Consider the following 19924-nt stretch of genomic DNA (forward strand, 5'->3'; position numbering starts at 1 on the left):
TCTAATTGTCTTAACTAAGAATTATTCAAAAATCCTTACTTTCGCAAATTGATTAGAAAAAACGATAAAATGAGTACGAAATTTACTGAATACAAAGGACTTGATTTGCCAACAGTAGCATCTGAAGTGCTTGATTTTTGGAAAAAACAGAACATCTTTGAGAAGAGTATTACTTCCCGGGAAGGGAACCAACCTTACGTGTTTTTTGAAGGACCGCCGTCTGCAAATGGTCTGCCGGGAATTCACCACGTGATGGCACGCTCGATTAAGGATATTTTTTGTCGTTATAAAACCCAAAAAGGATATCAGGTAAAACGTAAAGCCGGATGGGATACTCATGGGCTTCCTGTTGAATTAGGAACCGAAAAAGAACTGGGAATTACCAAAGAAGATATCGGAACTAAAATTACCGTAGCCGAATACAATGAAGCGTGTAAACGTACAGTAATGCGCTATACGGATGTGTGGAATGATCTGACCGAGAAAATGGGTTATTGGGTAGATATGGAAAACCCGTATATCACCTACAAATCCAAATATATGGAAACCGTTTGGTGGCTTTTAAAACAAATCTATGATAAAGATTTGTTGTACAAAGGCTACACCATTCAGCCGTATTCGCCAAAAGCGGGAACGGGATTAAGTTCGCACGAAGTAAATCAGCCGGGAAGCTACCGCGATGTGACAGATACCACTATCGTAGCACAGTTTAAGGCTGTCGAAGAGACACTGCCGGAGTTTTTACAAGGATTCGGAATTGTACATTTCTTAGCGTGGACGACTACGCCATGGACATTGCCTTCGAATACCGCTTTGACTGTTGGTCCTAAAATCGATTATGTTTTAGTAAAAACTTTTAACCAATATACATTTGAGCCGATCAACGTGATTTTGGCTAAACCGTTATTGGCAAAACAATTCGCCGGGAAATTTTTCCAGGCTGAAAGTGAAGACGATTTTACCAATTATAAAAAAGAAGATAAAAAAATACCGTATACCATCTTAGCCGAAGCAAAAGGAAAAGAATTGGTAGGAATTCGTTATGAGCAATTGTTGGAATATGCTTTGCCGTATCAGAATCCTGAAAATGCATTCCGTGTTATCTCCGGTGATTTCGTAACAACGGAAGACGGTACCGGAATTGTACATACGGCGCCTACATTTGGTGCGGATGATGCGAAAGTAGCAAAAGAAGCAACTCCGGAAGTGCCGCCGATGTTAGTGTTAGACGATGCCGGAAACCCGGTTCCGCTAGTGGATTTACAAGGTAGATTCGTAAAGCAGATGGGAACGGAAATGGGAGGTAAATACGTTAAAAACGAATACTATAACGATGGAGAAGCACCTGAAAAATCGGTGGATGTCGAAATCGCGATCCATTTAAAAGAAGCGAATAAAGCATTTAAAGTAGAAAAATACGTCCATAGTTATCCGCATTGCTGGAGAACGGACAAACCGATTTTATATTATCCTCTGGATTCCTGGTTTATTAAAGTAACCGAGGTTAAAGATCGTATGTTTGATCTTAATGAAACAATCAACTGGAAGCCGAAAGCAACCGGAGAAGGACGTTTCGGAAACTGGTTGAAAAATGCAAACGACTGGAATTTATCACGTTCCCGTTATTGGGGAATTCCGTTGCCGATCTGGAGAACGGAAGATAAAACAGAAGAAATGATTATTGGTTCGGTAGAAGAACTATATAACGAAATAGAAAAAGCTGTTGCTGCCGGTGTTCAGACAGAAAATCCGTTCAAAGGATTTAAAATCGGTGATATGAGTGAAGAGAACTACGAATTAGTAGATCTTCATAAAAACGTAGTAGATACGATTGTATTAGTGTCTGCAAGCGGAAAACCGATGAAACGGGAAACGGACCTGATCGATGTTTGGTTTGATAGTGGTGCAATGCCGTATGCACAATGTCATTATCCGTTTGAAAATAAAGAGCTTGTTGATGATCAGTTGGCTTTTCCTGCCGATTTTATCGCGGAAGGTGTTGACCAAACACGCGGTTGGTTCTATACATTACATGCAATTGCTACTTTAGTATTTGATAAGGTGGCCTATAAAAATGTAGTATCCAACGGATTGGTATTAGACAAAAACGGACAAAAAATGTCCAAACGATTGGGTAATGCAGTAGATCCGTTTGAAACTTTAAAAGAGTACGGACCGGATGCAACAAGATGGTATATGATTGCCAATGCAAATCCTTGGGACAACCTGAAATTTGATATTGAAGGAGTTGCAGAAGTGCGCCGTAAGTTCTTCGGAACCTTATATAATACCTATTCGTTCTTTGCTTTATATGCCAATATCGACGGTTTCCGATATGAAGAAGCAGAAGTGCCGTTATCGGAAAGACCTGAAATTGACCAGTGGATTTTATCGGAACTAAATACCCTGATCAAAAATGTAGATGAATATTATGCCGATTACGAACCGACTAAAGCAGCCCGTGCGATATCCGATTTCGTTCAGGAAAACCTGAGTAACTGGTATGTGCGTCTGTGTAGAAGACGTTTCTGGAAAGGAGAATATGCGCAGGATAAGATCGCGGCATATCAGACTTTATATACTTGTTTGCTGACAGTAGCGAAGTTAAGTGCTCCGATAGCACCGTTCTTTATGGACAAGCTTTACAAAGATTTAACGCAGGCAACACAATCGGAAAACTACGATAGTGTACATTTGGCCGAATTTCCGGTTTACGTTGAAAACTTTGTTAATAAATCGCTGGAAAGCAAAATGCAGAAAGCGCAAACCATTTCGTCACTTGTATTGTCATTGCGTAAAAAAGAGATGATAAAAGTACGTCAACCATTGCAAAAGGTAATGATTCCGGTACTTGACGAAGAACAAAGAGCTGAAATTGAGGCGGTTTCTGACTTGATAAAAGCGGAAGTAAACGTGAAGGAAGTTGAGTTGTTAGACGATGCTTCAGGAGTATTGGTAAAACAAATTAAACCGAATTTTAAAGCGTTAGGGCCTCGTTTTGGAAAAGATATGGGATTGATTTCCAGAGAGATACAGAATTTTTCTCAGGAACAAATCAGTCAATTGGAGAAAGAAGGTTCGTTAACCCTTGCTATATCAGAAAAAAGTGTTAATTTAACAACTGAAGATGTTGAGATTTCTTCACAGGATATTGAAGGTTGGCTGGTAGCAAATTCCGGTGGAATTACAGTGGCATTGGATATTACAATTTCCGATGAATTAAGAAAAGAAGGTATCGCCAGAGAATTAGTAAACCGCATCCAGAATATCCGTAAAGATTCGGGATTAGAAGTAACGGACAAGATTAAAGTGCATTTGCAAAAAAACCTGCAGTTGGAAAACGCAGTCTTGAGCAATGAATCCTATATTAAAGCAGAAACGTTAACCGAAACTTTAATTTTTGAAGAAAATATCAATAATGGTATAGAAATTGAGTTTGATGACATTAAAACTAGAGTATTAATTTCAAAATAAAAAGAAATTATGGTGGATGAAAAAATAAGATATTCCGATGCCGATTTAGCCGAGTTCAGAGAGATCATCTTAAAGAAAATGGAAAAAGCAAAAGCTGATTTAGATTTGATCAAAAGTGCATACCTGAATGACCTGAATAATGGAACCGACGATACCTCGCCAACGTTTAAAGCCTTTGAAGAAGGAAGTGAAACGATGTCGAAAGAAGCTAACTCGCAGTTAGCCATCCGTCAGGAAAAGTTTATCAGAGATTTGAAAAATGCGTTGATTCGAATTGAAAACAAAACGTATGGTATCTGTAAAGTTACCGGTAAATTAATAAGTAAAGAAAGATTAAAACTCGTGCCGCACGCTACTATGAGTATCGAAGCGAAGAATTTACAACGTTAATCTTTTCAAAATATCTTAAAAACGCTCCTTAAGGGGCGTTTTTATTATAAATAATTCTTTTATTTTTGCTGTCAAATTAAAAAAAATGTCCTTACGTAAATCCTATTTATTAGTAATACTGATCCTGCTTATAGATCAGCTTTCAAAAATCTATATTAAAACCAATTTTGCATTAAATGATGAAGTTTATGTTTTCGATTGGTTCCGAATCCATTTTATAGAAAATGAAGGAATGGCATGGGGTGTTGAAATACCGGGTGCCTACGGAAAGCTGTTTCTGACTTTATTCCGGATTGTCGCAGTATGCGGGATAGGCTATTGGTTATATGATTCGGTAAAGAAAAAAAGCTCAAACTACCTGATTGTAGCTGTCGCTTTAATCATGGCCGGAGCTTTCGGTAATATCATTGATTCTATTTTCTACGGTGTCATTTTTAATGACAGTGTTCATGAACCGGCAACATTGTTTGCATCTGAACCTTACGGAACCTGGTTTCACGGAAAAGTAGTAGATATGTTGTATTTCCCGATCTGGGAAGGAAACCTTCCGAAATGGTTACCGATCTGGGGCGGAAAACACTTTACCTTTTTTAACGCGATCTTTAATGTAGCCGATATGGCGATATCGATAGCAGTAGGTATTCTGATTGTATTTAATAAGAAAGCCTTCGGTAAATAAAATAAAAAGCGTCAGTGATGACGCTTTTTTTATTTCTTCTGTTGTCCCGGTGCAAAAGGTTTGGCACTTTTTGTTCCGTATATTTTCTTGGCTTGTCCCGGAGGAAGCGGTTTGTCGGAATTTTTGTTTCCGGTAGTGTGTACAGTTGTGCTACAGCCGGAAACGGCTAAAGCAATACTGAATGCTAAAAGTAGGGTTGCCGTTTTCATAATCTAAAACTATAAATTTTATCAGGGGTTACACAATAATCCAAGGCAATATCACTTTCGAAAACATCGGAAATCGATTCTTCGGCTTCAAAAAAGGAAAGTCCGACTTTAACGACGTCCTTTTTGCATTTGGAAAGAAAACGGTCATAAAACCCTTTCCCGTAGCCTACACGATGCCCGTGAGTGTCAAAAGCCAATAATGGAATAAATACGACATCCATTTTCTGTGTAGGAACTTCAATCCCGTCTACCGGTTCCGGAATGTTGTATTCGTTTTTTCGGATCTTTGTATTATCGGTTAACAAATAGTGTACCATTTCGCCGGTTTTAAAATCGGATTTTGAAATGATGGTCTCTTTGTCCTTACCGGCAAGAATCTGTAAAATAAATTCGGTGTCTACTTCATTCTGCTCAACTATAGGGAGAAATAAATGATAATAGGTATGGTTCCAGATGTCCAATTGTAGTAAACGATTGGCTATAGCCAGACTTTGCGTTTCAACAGCTTCTGTAGTCAGTGTTTTACGCATTGTCTTGTATTTTTTTCGCAAGTCGCTTTTACTGATCATGACTTAAAGAGGTTGTAATATGATAAATGGCGTCACCCTGATATACAATCGGTGATTCGTTTACATTAATGATATAGCCGGAATTCGGCGCTTTTAATTTGTGTTCGACTTTTCCGTACGGATCGGAAACTACCGCAAGAATATCGCCTTTTTCGACATAACTGCCAATAGTAGTGTGGCCGTGAAATAAACCCGAAAACTTCGCCCGTATCCAGGTTGATTTTTCAATATAAATGCTTTTGTTTTCCGGAATATTGGTTTTTTTTCTGTCATTTAGCATATGGAAATGTTCCAGTAATCGCTTGGCTCCTTCAACACCCTGATCGGTTATCGAATTGTTGATATCATTGGATTTACCACCTTCAAAAAGTAACATCTTAACCCCTAGTTTATGGCAGGCACTTCGGAACGAACCGCTGATGTTTTTTGAGAACAGGGTAAACGGCGCGTGGAAAACATCGGCCAGATCCTTTAGCTCGGTATTGTCCGGAATGATTCGGATCTGAGCAGCATTGAAACGACTGGCGCCTCCGGCATGAAAATCAACCGCATAATCCACATGAGGAATGATTTCTTTTAACAGGTAATACGCAAACCGACTGGCAAGGGAACCGTTTCGGCTTCCCGGAAAAACCCGATTCAGATCGCGGCCGTCCGGAAATTCGCGGGTCTTATTAACGAATCCGAAAATATTGATAATCGGAATGCAAATAATTGTCCCGATTTTAGGCTTGTTTATTTTCTGAACGATCAGTTGTCGTACGATTTCGGTTCCGTTAATTTCATCGCCGTGTAATCCGGCAGTAAATAAAACTGTAGGTCCGGCTACTTTGGAACGCTCTACAATAATGGGAATCTTTAATTTAGTCATCGTGTGGAGTTTGGCAATTTCCATGTTGATAGTTTTGCTCTCACCCGGTAAAATAGTCTCTTTTAGTATAGTGATGCCTTTGTGCTGATAACTCATAAGTGTATTAAAAAGATAAAAGTAGCTATTTATCGCGTATGCTGCTAAGTTGTAACACGTTTTTCGTTTATCAGAAATGTTATTTGTAAATTTGAAGTCAATTCCGAAAACTAGCAGACCACAATGAGTATTCCTTCTTTAGAGCTTCAGATACAAACGTTGCCCGATAGTCCGGGCGTGTACCAATATTATGACAAAGACGGGAAAATTCTATATGTTGGAAAAGCGAAAAACCTAAAAAAAAGAGTCGCTTCCTATTTTAATAAAGTGCATGATACGGCCAAGACAAATGTTCTGGTGAAAAAAATCGTATCGATCAAGCATATCGTAGTGCCAACTGAAACGGATGCGCTTTTACTGGAAAATAATTTGATTAAAAAATTACAACCACGGTATAACGTTCTCTTAAAAGACGATAAAACCTATCCGTGGATTTGTATTAAAAAAGAACCGTTTTCGCGAATATTTCCAACCCGTAATATGATAAAGGACGGATCGGAATACTTTGGTCCGTATACGAGTTTTAAAACGGTAAATACGTTGTTGGAGCTGATCAAAGAATTATATCCGTTGCGAACCTGTAATTACGATTTGAGTAAAGCGAATATTGACAGTGGAAAATATAAGGTTTGCCTTGAATATCATATCGGAAATTGCAAAGGACCTTGTGAAGGATATGAAAGTCTGGAAAATTATCAAAGACAGGTCGATGCAATCCGCGAAATCCTGAAAGGGAATTTTAAAGAGAGTTTAAAAGACTTCAAAAAACACATGACGGCATTGGCTATGGAAATGAAGTTTGAAGAAGCGCAAAAAATAAAAGACAAAATAGAAGTATTGGAGAATTACCAGGCGAAGTCAACCATTTTAAATCCGAAGATTTCCAATATCGATGTCTTTTCTATCGTATCCGATGAAAGTATGGCGTATGTCAACTTTTTACAGATTTCGCACGGAGCAATTATTCGCTCACATACAATGGAACTGAAAAAGAAGTTGGAAGAAACCGATCAGGAACTTTTGGAACTGGCAATTGTGGAATTACGGGAACGTTTCCGACTCAATTCAAAAGAAATTATCGTACCGTTTGAAATGGATTTCGGTGATGCTTTAAGGGTAACTGTTCCGAAATTGGGCGATAAAAAACAGATTCTGGATTTGTCGGAACGCAATGCAAAATATTACCGACTTGATCAGTTAAAGCAAATCAAGATCGTGGATCCGGACCGACATACCAATCGGATTATGGCACAAATGCAAAAAGACCTGCGTTTGTCGGTTGAGCCGCGTCATATCGAATGTTTTGATAACTCGAATATTCAGGGAACCAATCCGGTTTCCGCCTGTGTTGTTTTTAAAGACGGAAAACCAAGTAAAAAAGATTATCGCCATTTTAATATTAAAACGGTTGAAGGACCTAATGATTTTGCTTCAATGGAAGAAGTGGTATATCGCCGTTATAAACGATTACTCGATGAAAATCAGCCGTTACCACAATTGATAATCATTGATGGTGGGAAAGGACAGTTGTCTTCCGCATTAAAAAGTCTGGAGGAATTAGGATTACGGGGAAAAATAGCAATCATCGGTATTGCTAAAAGATTGGAGGAAATCTACTATCCGGGCGATTCGGTGCCGATGTATCTCGATAAAAAATCAGAAACCCTTAAAACGATCCAACATTTAAGGAATGAAGCACACCGTTTCGGAATTACCTTTCACCGTGATAAAAGAAGTAAAAATGCCTTGCAGACTTCTATAGAATCCATTCCGGGGATTGGTGAAAAAACCATGATTACGTTGTTAACACATTTTAAATCGGTAAAAAGACTGGCTCAGGCATCAGAAAAAGAAATTTCTGATGTGGTTGGGCTTTCAAAAGCCAAAAAAATTACCGAATTTTACAAGGCAACCAATTCTTCCGAGTGATATGAAAAAAATACTACTACTCTTGCTAAGCTTGTGTTTTATACAGGGGATGCATTCGCAGAATAAAAGACCTAAAGTCGGTGTAGTGTTGAGTGGTGGCGGAGCAAAAGGATTGGCTCATATAGGAGTATTAAAGGTTTTGGAAGAAGCCGGTGTACAGGTCGATTATATCGGAGGAACCAGTATGGGAGCGATTATCGGCGGATTGTATGCCTCGGGTTATTCGGCCCGGCAATTGGATTCGATCTTCCGTGAAGTCGATTCAGATGCTTTACTTCAGGATTATATTCCGCGTACGTCTAAAAGCTTTTTTGAAAAACGAAATGACGAAGTATATGCTTTATCACTTCCGTTTAATAAATTTAAAATCGGTGTTCCTACCGCGCTTTCCAAAGGGTTATATAACTACAATCTGTTAAGCCGTCTGACCAATCATGTACGGCATATTCGTGATTTTAATGATTTACCGATTCCTTTTGTTTGTATCGCAACCGATATTGAAACCGGTGAGAAAATAGTATTGCGAAAAGGGATTCTTCCGCAGGCGATATTAGCGAGTGGTGCTTTTCCGTCTTTGTATTCTCCCGTAGAAATCGATAACCGAATTCTGATTGATGGTGGTGTTGTAGATAATTATCCGATTGAAGAAATCAAAAAGATGGGTGCGGATATTATCATCGGAGTGGATGTGCAGGATGGATTGAAAGATCGAAGTAATATCGGAGGTGCGACAGGAGTGTTGCTACAAATCACGAATTTTTCGATGATCGGACAAATGGAAGCCAAAAAGAAAGCAACCGATATCTATATCAAACCCAATATTCACGGTTATTCGGTGATTTCGTTCGATCAGGGAGGTGAAATTATAAAAAAAGGGGAAGAAGCGGCTTTTTCGGTTTACGAAGAATTGGCAAAATTGGGCGAAATAGCCAGTAAATCAGTTTTGTTTGAACCAAGAAGATTAACAGATACGTTGCAGATTTCCCGTATTGAAATCAACGGACTTGAAGGATATACCCGGGCTTATGTTCTGGGGAAACTACGGTTTCATCAGAATTCTAAAATAACAAATGCAGTTTTGGATAAAGGAATTAATAATCTGAATGCCACGCAGAACTTTAGCTCGATTTCGTATTATTTTGAAGAAGCGGAAAAAGGAGATAATCTGGTTTTAAATCTAAAAGAAAACCCGGTTAATCGCTATTTGAAATTCGGATTGCATTATGATGAGCTGTATAAAAGTGCCGTACTACTTAATGCTACTCAGAAAAAATTTCTGCTGAAAAATGACGTGGTATCATTGGATGTGATGCTGGGTGATAATTTCCGATATAACCTGAATTATTACATCGATAACGGTTTTTACTGGAGTTTCGGATTTAATTCCCGATACAATCATTTTAATAAAAATGTAGCAACTGATTTTAGTGAAGGGGTAATATTGAATAACCTCGGACTAAAGTCTATTAATGTCGATTTTTCGGACTTCACCAATCAAATTTATCTGCAAACCGTTTTTGCGCAAAAATTCCTGATCGGAGCCGGATTCGAACACAAACACTTAAAAATTAAATCGTCAACGCTCGAAAATGTTGGCGGACTTATCAGTAGTGATGATTATTTTTCGGTTTTCGGAAATCTGAAGTATGATTCATTTGATCAAAAATATTTTCCCAAAAGAGGATGGTATTTTGCCGGTGATTTTCATACAACGCTTTATACCAAGAACGGAGCAGATCATTTAAGTCAGTTTTCTATCGCTAAAGCGGATGCCGGTATTGTAAAAACATTTTATAAAACAATTTCATTGAAATTACAGTCGGAAGCCGGATTTACAATCGGACGGGAAGGCGTGCCGTATTTTAACTTTGTTCTCGGAGGTTACGGCTATCAGATGATTAATAACTTCCGCCATTTCTATGGGTATGACTTTCTAAGTATTGCAGGTGATAGTTATGTCAAAGGAAGTGCAACATTGGATTATGAATTTTATAAAAAACACCATATTAACTTCACGGCAAATTATGCCAACGTCGGACAAAAGATTTTTAATACTACCGACTGGTTTTTAAATGCTAATTATTCCGGGTACGCTTTGGGTTACGGTTTTGAAACATTAATCGGTCCGATAGAAATAAAATACAGTTGGTCACCGGAAACGAAAGACGGACATACCTGGTTTAGCGTAGGTTTTTGGTTTTAATCTTACAGAAAACGTTTAAAATGAGCCTTTTTTTGGATTAAAGTGTATTTTATATGTGAATGTTTTTAAAAAATTATATTTTTGGAAACTAAAAAAAACCGAAAAACTATATTTATGTCAATTTGGAAGCGTAAACCGCTGGGGCAACTAATCGAAGAAGCCTCGGAATCAGAGAAAGGATTAAAGAAAACATTAACAGCACCGGGACTAACGGCATTGGGAGTTGGAGCGATTATTGGAGCGGGATTGTTTTCGATAACAGGTTTAGCTGCGGCAACAAATGCAGGTCCGGCGATCACTATCTCCTTTGTCGTGGCAGCCATAGGTTGTCTTTTTGCAGGTTTGTGCTATGCTGAGTTTTCATCGATGATCCCGGTAGCAGGTAGTGCTTATACGTACTCGTTTGCTACTATGGGTGAGTTTATTGCCTGGATTATCGGTTGGGACTTAGTATTGGAATATGCCGTAGGTGCGGCCACCGTTTCCATTAGCTGGTCGCGATATCTCACCAAGTTTTTAGATGGCTATGGGATACATCTTAGCGAACAGCTTACACATTCTCCGTTTGAAGGCGGTATAATTAATGTACCGGCGGTATTAATCGTAATGGTAATGTCATTAGTGTTGATGCGGGGAACGAAAGAATCGGCTTTTGTAAACGGTATTATCGTGTTGTTAAAAGTGACTGTAGTTTTGGTATTCATCGCATTAGGATGGCAATATATCCGTCCGGAAAATTATACACCGTATATTCCTGAAAACACAGGTACTTTCGGAGAGTTCGGATTTACCGGAATTATTCGTGCAGCCGCTATCGTATTCTTCGCTTATATTGGTTTCGATGCGGTTTCTACAGCAGCTCAGGAAGCTAAAAATCCGAAAAGAGATATGCCAATCGGTATTTTATTATCGTTAGTTATTTGTACTGTATTATATATTCTTTTTGCCCATGTAATGACAGGAGTAGTGAATTACTCTGCGTTTGCAGGTGCCGATGGTATTGCGCCGGTAGCTATTGCAATCGATCATATGGGAACAGCAGATGCTTCCGGTATGATAACGCCGGCGTTTCCATGGTTAAACAAAGCGATTATATTAGCGATTCTTGCAGGTTATGCTTCGGTAATTTTAGTAATGTTAATGGGACAAAGTCGTGTATTCTTCTCGATGAGTAAAGATGGTTTAATGCCGAAAGTATTCTCAGAAGTGCATCCTAAATACAGAACTCCGGCTAAAAACAACATGTTGTTTATGTTAATCGTGAGTTTATTCGCTGCCTTTGTACCGGCACGAGTGGTTGGAGAAATGACCAGTATCGGAACTTTATTCGCCTTTATCCTGGTTTGTTTGGGTGTTATTGTAATGCGTAAAACAATGCCGGATGCACCAAGAGCTTTTAAAACGCCATTAGTGCCATTGGTTCCGGTTTTAGGAGTTTTAGTGTGTTTGTTTATGATGGTTTTCCTTCCGTTAGATACCTGGATTCGTTTAATCGTTTGGATGATGATCGGATTTGATTTGTATATCTTCTACGGAATGAAACACAGTATTCTGAATAACGGTACTTTCGATGCTAAAAGTTATAAGGTAGTAAGTCTTTCGGGACTTGCAATGGTGGTGGCATTAGCTATTGTAGCAGTTGTACATCATTCGAACCCTGAAGTAGACGATACGTTTATTTATTACTTCTCGCTGGCGTTTGCTGCAATTCATGCGGTAGTCTATGCGATCAGTTATAAAAAAAACAAATAAGAAAAAAATAGTTTAAAATTCCCAAAAAAAGGCAACTTGTCATTTTTTTGGGAATTTTTATTTTAAACAAATGTGATAAAATCCCGATATTTGTATGATTATGAGTTTACATTGGGAAGGCTTGTTAGGACTGCTAAAATACCTCATTAAGAGAAATCCGGAATGAGGGTATTGTTTATGTTAAAATATTTCAACAGCACGGTGTATCATCCGGGTTGCACATTTTAAATTTTTAAAATTAAGAACTATGCCATTTTACCATAAATTAGGACAGATTCCACCAAAAAGACATACCATTTTTCGTAAACCAAACGGCGATTTGTATTACGAACAACTTTTTGGTACCATTGGATTTGACGGAATGTCAACCAATATGTATCATGAACATCGTCCGACGCAAGTAAAGGAAATCCGTAAACAGTATAGTGTTGCGCCTAAAATTGCTAAAGGAAACAATATTCAGTCGTACCGGTTAAGAGGATTTCAGGTTACACCTGAAAACGATTATCTGGAAAGCCGAAAAGCAGTGCTGACAAATAGTGACTGTACTATTATTCTGGCGGCGCCAAAAGAATCTACCCGTGATTATTTTTACAAGAATACCGATGCCGATGAAATGATCTTTATCCACAGAGGTACAGGTAAACTAAGAACAATGTTAGGAAATCTGGATTTTAAATACGGAGATTACCTGATTGTGCCACGTGGAATGATCTACAAAATCGATTTTGATACCGATGATAACCGTTTGTTTATCGTAGAATCCAGAAGACCTATTTATACACCGAAACGATACCGTAACTGGTTTGGTCAGCTTTTAGAACATTCTCCGTTCTGTGAGCGTGATATCCGTCGTCCGGAAGAATTGGAAACCTATAATGAAAAAGGAGATTTCGTAATTAAAGTAAAGAAGAAAGACGAAATTTTCGAAATGGTATATGCAACCCATCCATTTGATGTGGTTGGTTATGATGGATTTAATTATCCTTATGCGTTGTCGATTCATGATTTTGAACCGATAACAGGACGTATTCACCAACCGCCACCGGTACACCAAACTTTCGAAACGGATGCTTTTGTGGTTTGCTCGTTTGTGCCAAGACTATATGATTATCACCCGCAAGCCATTCCGGCGCCATACAATCACAGTAATATCGATAGCGATGAAGTACTGTACTATGTGGACGGTGATTTTATGAGTCGAAACGATATTGAAGCGGGACACATCTCATTACACCCGGCTGGTATTCCGCATGGACCGCACCCGGGAGCTGTTGAAAGAAGTATCGGCAAAACGGAAACACAGGAATTAGCCGTAATGGTAGATACCTTTAAACCGTTAATGCTTACCGAAGAGGCTATGAAAATTGCCGATGAGAAATACTACCAATCCTGGTTGGAGCATTAATATTATTTAAAAACAAACAAACATTAATAAACACGACGCAGATTCATTCGCATTGAAATGAATCCGCTGAATAAAATAATAATACCATGAGTAAAGAAGTTAAATCGGTTGAATACGGATTAGAAAAAATATTTGAAGGAGCGCAGGATTTTCTTCCGCTATTAGGAACAGATTATGTTGAATTTTATGTAGGAAACGCAAAACAAGCGGCGCATTACTATAAAACAGCATTCGGTTATCAGTCATTAGCATATGCCGGATTGGAAACAGGAGTAAGAGACAGAGCGTCATATGTGTTAAAGCAAGATAAGATTCGTTTAGTGTTAACAACGCCTCTAAATGCTGATTCGCCAATTAATGAGCACATCGTAAAACACGGAGATGGTGTTAAGGTTGTTGCTTTATGGGTTGAGGATGCTACGAAATCGTTTGAAGAAACAACAAAAAGAGGAGCCCGTCCGTTTATGGAGCCAACAGTTGAAAAAGATGAGTTTGGTGAAGTAGTGCGTTCCGGGATTTACACTTATGGGGAAACCGTACACATTTTTGTGGAACGTAAAAACTATAACGGTGTATTCTTGCCAGGTTATAAAGAATGGAAATCGGATTATAACCCGGAATCGGTTGGCTTAAAATACATTGATCACATGGTTGGAAATGTGGGATGGAATGAAATGAATACGTGGGTAAAATGGTACGAAGATGTAATGGGATTTGTAAACTTCCTTTCATTCGACGACAAACAGATCCATACCGAATATTCAGCTTTGATGAGTAAGGTAATGTCTAACGGTAACGGACGTATCAAATTCCCGATTAACGAGCCGGCTGAAGGAGCAAAACGTTCTCAGATCGAAGAATATTTAGATTTTTATAACGGACCGGGAGTGCAGCACATCGCAATCGCAACCGACGATATCATTTCTACGGTTTCTCAGTTAAAAGCAAGAGGAGTGGAATTTTTATCAGCTCCGCCAAAAGCCTATTATGAAGCTATTCCGGAAAGATTAGGTGAGCATATGGCAATGATGAAAGAAGATATTGCTGAATTAGAAAAGCTGGCGATCATGATCGATGCGGATGAAGAAGGATACTTATTGCAGATTTTTACGAAGCCTGTTGAAGACAGACCAACGTTGTTTTATGAAATTATCCAACGTATGGGAGCTCGCGGATTCGGTGCAGGTAACTTCAAAGCGTTATTTGAATCGATTGAAAGAGAGCAGGAATTGAGAGGAACTTTGTAAAAAGTTCGATTTAATGATAATGTTTCAAAAATAAGGCTTGAAAAGACCTGTTTTTTGCTAATATTGTGTTAAAGTTGAAATTTCGTTTGTAAATCAATAAAAAAACTAGCTACATTTGCACTCGCAAAAATGAGGTACTCATAAGCCTCAGATTTGTGAAATAAATTTTCATAATTTATAGTTTTTTGGTTGGTTAATAGCATAAAAACTCAGTCATTTTTTTGGCTGAGTTTTTTTGTTTCTTATTTTTGGAACAGAAATTGCAATTTGTTATTACGAATGTTTAAAATGAGATCCAATGAAAAAAACGGCAATATTATTTTTCCTTCTGATAACTGCGGTTACATTTGCCCAGAAAGACTCTGCTTTTACAACGGGCGAATGGTTTAAATTCCGGATCCATTACGGTATTGTAAATGCCGGTTATGCAACACTGGAAGTGCAAGACGCTGTTCGTAACAACAAAAAAGTACATCATATTATCGGAAACGGTTATACAACCGGGATGACCAAATTTTTCTTTAAAGTCGAGGACGATTATCAAAGTTATATTGATAAACAAACCGGTCGGCCATATCAGTTTGTCAGAAAAATCAACGAAGGGGGCTATAAGAAAAACCAGGAAGGGTTCTTTAATCAAACAAAAAAAACAGTTTTTGTGAAAGATTATGAAAAGAACACCGAAAATACGTTTTCTGTGCCCGAGAATGTTCAGGATATCGTATCTTCATTCTATTATTTGAGAAACCATCCCCGTATAGATAACCTAAAAGAAGGGGAATCTATCGTGATCGACATGTTTTTTGATGACGAAACCTTTAAATTTAAGCTAAAGTTTCTCGGTAGAGAAGATTTAAAAACTAAATTTGGGACCATTTCCACGATGATATTCCGACCGTATGTTCAGGCTGGCCGTGTTTTTAAAGAACAGGAGAGTTTAACAGTTTGGATATCAGACGATGAGAACCGTTTGCCGATACGAATCAAGGCAAGCTTGGCTGTAGGTTCTTTGAAAGCCGATTTAGATGAATTCAAAGGACTGAAAAATTCTTTCAAAATTAAAGTGAAATAATAATGAAAATTACCTCAGAGATCCAGAATAAGATTGATGAAATAGATGCAAAATATAAAGCGATAAATCAGAAAACAGAAACCCATTTAGAGGGATTGCTTTGGTCAAAACCGATAACCTATTGGGATTATATACAAACAGATCCGCTTTTAAGTCTCCAGGTACAACGGACTACATTGCCCGATGAAATGGTATTTATTATGTACCATCAGGTGAATGAATTGCTTTTTAAAATGATCCTTTGGGAAATCAACCAATTGGCGCATTGCAACGAACTGACAACATCGTTTTTTACCGAAAAACTGATGCGGATCAGTCGTTATTTTGATATGCTAACGACTTCTTTTGATATTATGAAAGAAGGAATGGCTGTTGATCAATACCTAAAATTCCGAAATACACTTACACCGGCCAGTGGCTTTCAAAGTGCGCAATACCGTTTGATCGAATTTGCGTCGACTGACCTGATTAATCTGATCGATAATCGCTTCCGTGCTACAATCGACAGAAACACGCCTTATGAACACGCTTTCGAACATTTGTACTGGCAAGCTGCCGGAAAAGATTACAGAACAGGAGAAAAGTCATATTTGATCAAGGAGTTCGAGAAAAAATATAAAAAATCCTTCCTGGCGCATATGGAAGAATTTAATACTATTAATCTTTGGCGAAAATTCAAACAATTGCCGGAGGAAGACCAGAAAAATGAAGCTTTGGTCGAAGCCATGCGCCACTACGATAAAACGGTAAATATTACCTGGGTTATGGGGCATTATAATGCAGCAGTCAAATATATTGAAAGTGTACCGGGAACACAGGAAGCAACCGGAGGAAGTGATTGGAAAAAATATATGTTGCCCAAATATCAACGAAGAATTTTCTTCCCGGAACTTTGGTCGGATGAAGAATTGGAGAAATGGGGAGAATAAATGAATAACCGCTAAACCTACTAGAATTGAAATATATTGCCATCATATTAGTATTAACAACATTATTTGCCTGTAATAAAAAAGAAGAAAAGGAAGTTAAAGCACCCGCTGTTAAAAAAGAAAAAATCCTGGTGGAATACGGTTTTACACTTAACGATTTTAAAGTCGTTAATGATACCGTTAAATCAGGAGACAGCTTCGGGAAGATTCTTGGGACGCAAAATTTTGACGCAGCCCGGATTCATGAAATTAACGAAAAAATAAAAGACAGCTTTAATGTTCGAGATATCAGGATTGGCAAGCCTTATACTTTATTGCAGAATAAAACCGCACCTCACGATCTGAAAGTCTTTATTTATCAACCGGATCGAATGACATATTATGTGGTTGACCTTCGGGATTCGATCGTGGTGCATAAAAAACAACGCCCGGTAACGATAAAAAGAAGAACGATTGCTGCCGCTATTGACGGATCGGTTTCTGAAACCTTAAAAAACGCAGGCGTATCAGCAGCATTGGCACCGGAATTATCCCGTATCTATGCCTGGTCAATCGACTTCTTTAAAATTCAGAAAGGCGATAAATTTGCAGTAACGATCAACGAAAAATACATTAGCGATACAATTTACGCGGGAATTGAAAGTATTGATGCGTCCTACTTCGAATACAAAGGGAAAAAAGTTTATGCGTTCCCTTTTAAACAAGATCCGAATTCCAAAAGAGTCGATTATTTTGATGAAGAAGGGAAAGTGCTGAAAAATATGTTCTTAAAAGCACCGCTAAAATTTGTTAATATTACATCACGTTTTACCAAAAGCCGTTTTCACCCGGTGCAATTAAAATGGAAAGCGCATAACGGAACGGATTATGCTGCGCCAACAGGAACTCCGATTATGACAACTGCATCCGGTGTTGTAGAACGTACCGGATATACCGCAGGAAATGGTAACTTTGTAAAAGTAAAACACAACGGAACCTATGCAACGCAATACTTGCATATGTCAAAGATTTTAGTTCGACAGGGGCAACGGGTGCAACAAGGTGATGTGATCGGAAGAGTAGGTAGTACCGGATTGGCAACAGGACCGCATGTGTGTTATCGTTTCTGGAGAAACGGAATTCAAGTGGATCCGTTGCGTCAGAAACTTCCGAATTCGGAACCGATGAATGCTAAATATAAAGCGCGATATATGGAATATATCAAACCGCTTAAAAAAGAATTAGACAGTGTCTCAATAGCTAAGTTTGGAGAATAAATGTTAGAGAATACAAATCCTACAGGAACAGTTGCCTGGCAAAAACTGCGTACGCATTTTAGTGAAATGCAATATGTGAAAATGCAAGATCTTTTTAAGTCCGATAATAACAGGACGGAAAAGCTGCATATTCTATGGAACGACTTTTTGCTGGACTATTCTAAAAACCGCATTGAAAAAAAAACGCTTGACCTTTTTGGCGAATTGGCGGAAGAGGTTGATCTGAAAGCAGCAATCCAAAAGTATTTTTCAGGAGATAAGATTAATCATACCGAAGAACGGGCCGTATTGCATACAGCATTGCGATCGGATGAAAAAGAAATCCTTGTAGACGGAGTTAATATTATTCCGGAAATCAACACGGTTAAAAACCAAATCCGGGTGTTTTCTGAGGCTGTGATTAACGGAACTAAACGAGGTTATACCGATAAAACCTTTACTGATATTGTAAATATTGGTATCGGAGGGTCTGATCTGGGACCGGATATGGTAGTCGAAGCGCTTCAGTTTTACGGAAATCACTTGAAACTTCATTTTATTTCAAATATCGATGGTGATCATATTGCTGAAAAACTAAAATATCTTAACCCGGAAACCACTTTGTTTGTGATTGTTTCCAAAACGTTTACTACGCAGGAAACGCTTACGAATGCTCAAACAATAAGAAAGTGGTTTTTAAAAGAGGCTTCTGAAACAGATATTGCACATCACTTTGTAGCAGTTTCCTGTAATCTTGAAAAAGTAGCAGAATTCGGTATTTCGGATACCAATGTTTTCCCGATGTGGGATTGGGTTGGCGGAAGATTTTCCCTTTGGAGTGCCGTTGGACTTTCAATAAGTCTGGCTATCGGATATGAGAATTTCGAATCGCTGTTAAAGGGAGCGAATAAAATGGATGAACATTTTAAAACAGCTGCTTTTGATGCGAATATTCCGGTGATTTTAGCTTTTATCAGTATTTGGTATAACAATTTTTTTGAAGCCGAAACCGAAGCGATAATCCCGTATTCTGATTACCTGAAGAAGCTGATTCCGTATTTGCAGCAAAGTTGCATGGAAAGTAATGGAAAACAGGTAAATCGGGATGGTTATCCGGTAAACTATCAAACCGGAACCATTATCTGGGGCGAACCGGGAAGTAATTCACAACATGCTTTTTTTCAATTAATCCATCAGGGAACCAAATTAATTCCGGCCGATTTTATCGGATTTAAAGAGTCACTTTACGGAAATAAAGAACATCATGATATACTGATGTCAAATTTCTTTGCGCAGACAGAGGCATTGTTAAACGGAAAAACAGAAGCAGAAGCGACAAATGAATCGTCAGAAAACAGCTATCTGATTCCGTTTAAAACGTTTGACGGTAACCGACCAACAAATACATTGTTAATAAATAAACTCACACCACAATCGTTAGGAAGTCTAATTGCCATGTATGAGCACAAAATATTTGTACAAGGTGTTATCTGGAATATCTTTAGTTTTGATCAGTTTGGTGTGGAATATGGCAAGTCGTTAGCTAATACCATCTTGGATGAGATTCTTCATCATAAAGCCGGATCTCATGATTCGTCGACTAATTTTCTTTTAAATCAGTATTTAAAATAGCCTATTGTTATTTTGAAATCTATTATTTGATCATATTTTACGTGTTAAATATAAGTTAAAAACCAGTCTTTTTAGATTGGTTTTTTTAATTTAACAATCTGATTATTTGATTTTATGAAAGATTGAATTTTCAAAATCTCCCCTTTTATATGTTATTATCATTGTTTTTATGATGATATGCCAGCGTATAATTACGCCAAATCCCCGATAGTTGATTCCTAAAATACTT

15 protein-coding genes are annotated in these 19924 nt (G+C 38.1%); 12 read left to right on the forward strand and 3 right to left on the reverse strand.

The window, feature by feature from the left end:
• Positions 1–69: 69 nt before the first annotated feature.
• The 3 genes from ileS to NOX80_RS04165 all read left to right on the forward strand — a co-directional run bounded on the left by ileS (position 70) and on the right by NOX80_RS04165 (position 4543).
• Entirely contained in the window at positions 70–3474 is a 3405-nt protein-coding gene (ileS, locus tag NOX80_RS04155) for an isoleucine--tRNA ligase (RefSeq protein ID WP_256552065.1), read from the forward strand.
• A gap of 9 nt (positions 3475–3483) precedes the next feature.
• Positions 3484–3864: a TraR/DksA family transcriptional regulator gene (locus NOX80_RS04160; protein WP_136404069.1), complete on the forward strand. Its 381-nt coding sequence runs from the start codon at positions 3484–3486 to the stop codon at positions 3862–3864.
• Between the two features lie 85 nt (positions 3865–3949).
• On the forward strand, positions 3950–4543 hold the full coding sequence (locus NOX80_RS04165) for a lipoprotein signal peptidase (protein ID WP_256552066.1): 594 nt from the start codon (positions 3950–3952) through the stop codon (positions 4541–4543).
• 29 nt (positions 4544–4572) lie between these two features.
• On the opposite strand, the gene NOX80_RS04170 is transcribed toward NOX80_RS04165, so the two are convergent.
• Genes NOX80_RS04170 through NOX80_RS04180 form a run of 3 tightly spaced genes read right to left on the reverse strand, consistent with a single transcriptional unit; the run spans position 4573 to position 6288 of the window.
• Complete coding sequence (locus NOX80_RS04170) at positions 4573–4752, reverse strand: hypothetical protein (RefSeq protein WP_256552067.1); 180 nt, start codon at positions 4750–4752, stop codon at positions 4573–4575.
• Positions 4749–5321, reverse strand: a complete 573-nt coding sequence (locus NOX80_RS04175) for a 5-formyltetrahydrofolate cyclo-ligase (RefSeq protein WP_371926078.1) — start codon at positions 5319–5321, stop codon at positions 4749–4751. The genes NOX80_RS04170 and NOX80_RS04175 overlap by 4 nt, the downstream gene beginning before the upstream one ends.
• Positions 5311–6288, reverse strand: a complete 978-nt coding sequence (locus NOX80_RS04180) for a succinylglutamate desuccinylase/aspartoacylase family protein (protein ID WP_256552068.1) — start codon at positions 6286–6288, stop codon at positions 5311–5313. Before NOX80_RS04180 ends, NOX80_RS04175 begins: the two co-directional genes overlap by 11 nt.
• 123 nt (positions 6289–6411) lie before the next feature.
• On the opposite strand from NOX80_RS04180, the gene uvrC reads away from it, so the two are divergent.
• From uvrC to pgi, 9 genes are all read left to right on the forward strand, one after another.
• Complete coding sequence (gene uvrC / locus NOX80_RS04185) at positions 6412–8217, forward strand: excinuclease ABC subunit UvrC (protein ID WP_256552069.1); 1806 nt, start codon at positions 6412–6414, stop codon at positions 8215–8217.
• Position 8218: 1 nt separating this feature from the next.
• Positions 8219–10420: a patatin-like phospholipase family protein gene (locus NOX80_RS04190; protein ID WP_256552070.1), complete on the forward strand. Its 2202-nt coding sequence runs from the start codon at positions 8219–8221 to the stop codon at positions 10418–10420.
• A 114-nt stretch (positions 10421–10534) separates the two neighbouring features.
• Positions 10535–12172, forward strand: coding sequence for an amino acid permease (locus NOX80_RS04195; RefSeq protein ID WP_256552071.1), 1638 nt, complete (start codon positions 10535–10537; stop codon positions 12170–12172).
• Positions 12173–12419: 247 nt separating this feature from the next.
• Positions 12420–13580, forward strand: coding sequence for a homogentisate 1,2-dioxygenase (locus tag NOX80_RS04200; RefSeq protein ID WP_256552072.1), 1161 nt, complete (start codon positions 12420–12422; stop codon positions 13578–13580).
• An 86-nt stretch (positions 13581–13666) separates the two neighbouring features.
• Complete coding sequence (gene hppD, locus NOX80_RS04205) at positions 13667–14827, forward strand: 4-hydroxyphenylpyruvate dioxygenase (protein ID WP_256552073.1); 1161 nt, start codon at positions 13667–13669, stop codon at positions 14825–14827.
• A gap of 298 nt (positions 14828–15125) precedes the next feature.
• On the forward strand, positions 15126–15899 hold the full coding sequence (locus NOX80_RS04210; protein WP_256552074.1) for a DUF3108 domain-containing protein: 774 nt from the start codon (positions 15126–15128) through the stop codon (positions 15897–15899).
• Between the two features lie 2 nt (positions 15900–15901).
• Entirely contained in the window at positions 15902–16828 is a 927-nt protein-coding gene (locus tag NOX80_RS04215) for a tryptophan 2,3-dioxygenase family protein (RefSeq protein WP_256552075.1), read from the forward strand.
• Between the two features lie 26 nt (positions 16829–16854).
• Positions 16855–18084: a M23 family metallopeptidase gene (locus NOX80_RS04220; RefSeq protein ID WP_256552076.1), complete on the forward strand. Its 1230-nt coding sequence runs from the start codon at positions 16855–16857 to the stop codon at positions 18082–18084.
• Complete coding sequence (gene pgi, locus NOX80_RS04225) at positions 18085–19695, forward strand: glucose-6-phosphate isomerase (RefSeq protein WP_256552077.1); 1611 nt, start codon at positions 18085–18087, stop codon at positions 19693–19695.
• Positions 19696–19924: the final 229 nt, after the last annotated feature.

It is taken from the genome of Flavobacterium cerinum, from assembly GCF_024496085.1.
In the GTDB taxonomy this organism is placed as follows: domain Bacteria; phylum Bacteroidota; class Bacteroidia; order Flavobacteriales; family Flavobacteriaceae; genus Flavobacterium; species Flavobacterium cerinum_A.

Excerpts from the sequence above, each read along its gene's own strand:
- NOX80_RS04200 (WP_256552072.1), top strand. The coding sequence starts at position 12,420 with ATGCCATTTTACCATAAATTAGGACAGATTCCACCAAAAAGACATACC.
- ileS (WP_256552065.1), top strand. The coding sequence starts at position 70 with ATGAGTACGAAATTTACTGAATACAAAGGACTTGATTTGCCAACAGTA.
- NOX80_RS04215 (WP_256552075.1), top strand. The coding sequence starts at position 15,902 with ATGAAAATTACCTCAGAGATCCAGAATAAGATTGATGAAATAGATGCA.
- pgi (WP_256552077.1), top strand. The coding sequence starts at position 18,085 with ATGTTAGAGAATACAAATCCTACAGGAACAGTTGCCTGGCAAAAACTG.
- NOX80_RS04160 (WP_136404069.1), top strand. The coding sequence starts at position 3,484 with ATGGTGGATGAAAAAATAAGATATTCCGATGCCGATTTAGCCGAGTTC.
- NOX80_RS04195 (WP_256552071.1), top strand. The coding sequence starts at position 10,535 with ATGTCAATTTGGAAGCGTAAACCGCTGGGGCAACTAATCGAAGAAGCC.
- NOX80_RS04165 (WP_256552066.1), top strand. The coding sequence starts at position 3,950 with ATGTCCTTACGTAAATCCTATTTATTAGTAATACTGATCCTGCTTATA.
- uvrC (WP_256552069.1), top strand. The coding sequence starts at position 6,412 with ATGAGTATTCCTTCTTTAGAGCTTCAGATACAAACGTTGCCCGATAGT.
- NOX80_RS04170 (WP_256552067.1), bottom strand. The coding sequence starts at position 4,752 with ATGAAAACGGCAACCCTACTTTTAGCATTCAGTATTGCTTTAGCCGTT.
- hppD (WP_256552073.1), top strand. The coding sequence starts at position 13,667 with ATGAGTAAAGAAGTTAAATCGGTTGAATACGGATTAGAAAAAATATTT.
- NOX80_RS04175 (WP_371926078.1), bottom strand. The coding sequence starts at position 5,321 with ATGATCAGTAAAAGCGACTTGCGAAAAAAATACAAGACAATGCGTAAA.
- NOX80_RS04190 (WP_256552070.1), top strand. The coding sequence starts at position 8,219 with ATGAAAAAAATACTACTACTCTTGCTAAGCTTGTGTTTTATACAGGGG.
- NOX80_RS04210 (WP_256552074.1), top strand. The coding sequence starts at position 15,126 with ATGAAAAAAACGGCAATATTATTTTTCCTTCTGATAACTGCGGTTACA.
- NOX80_RS04180 (WP_256552068.1), bottom strand. The coding sequence starts at position 6,288 with ATGAGTTATCAGCACAAAGGCATCACTATACTAAAAGAGACTATTTTA.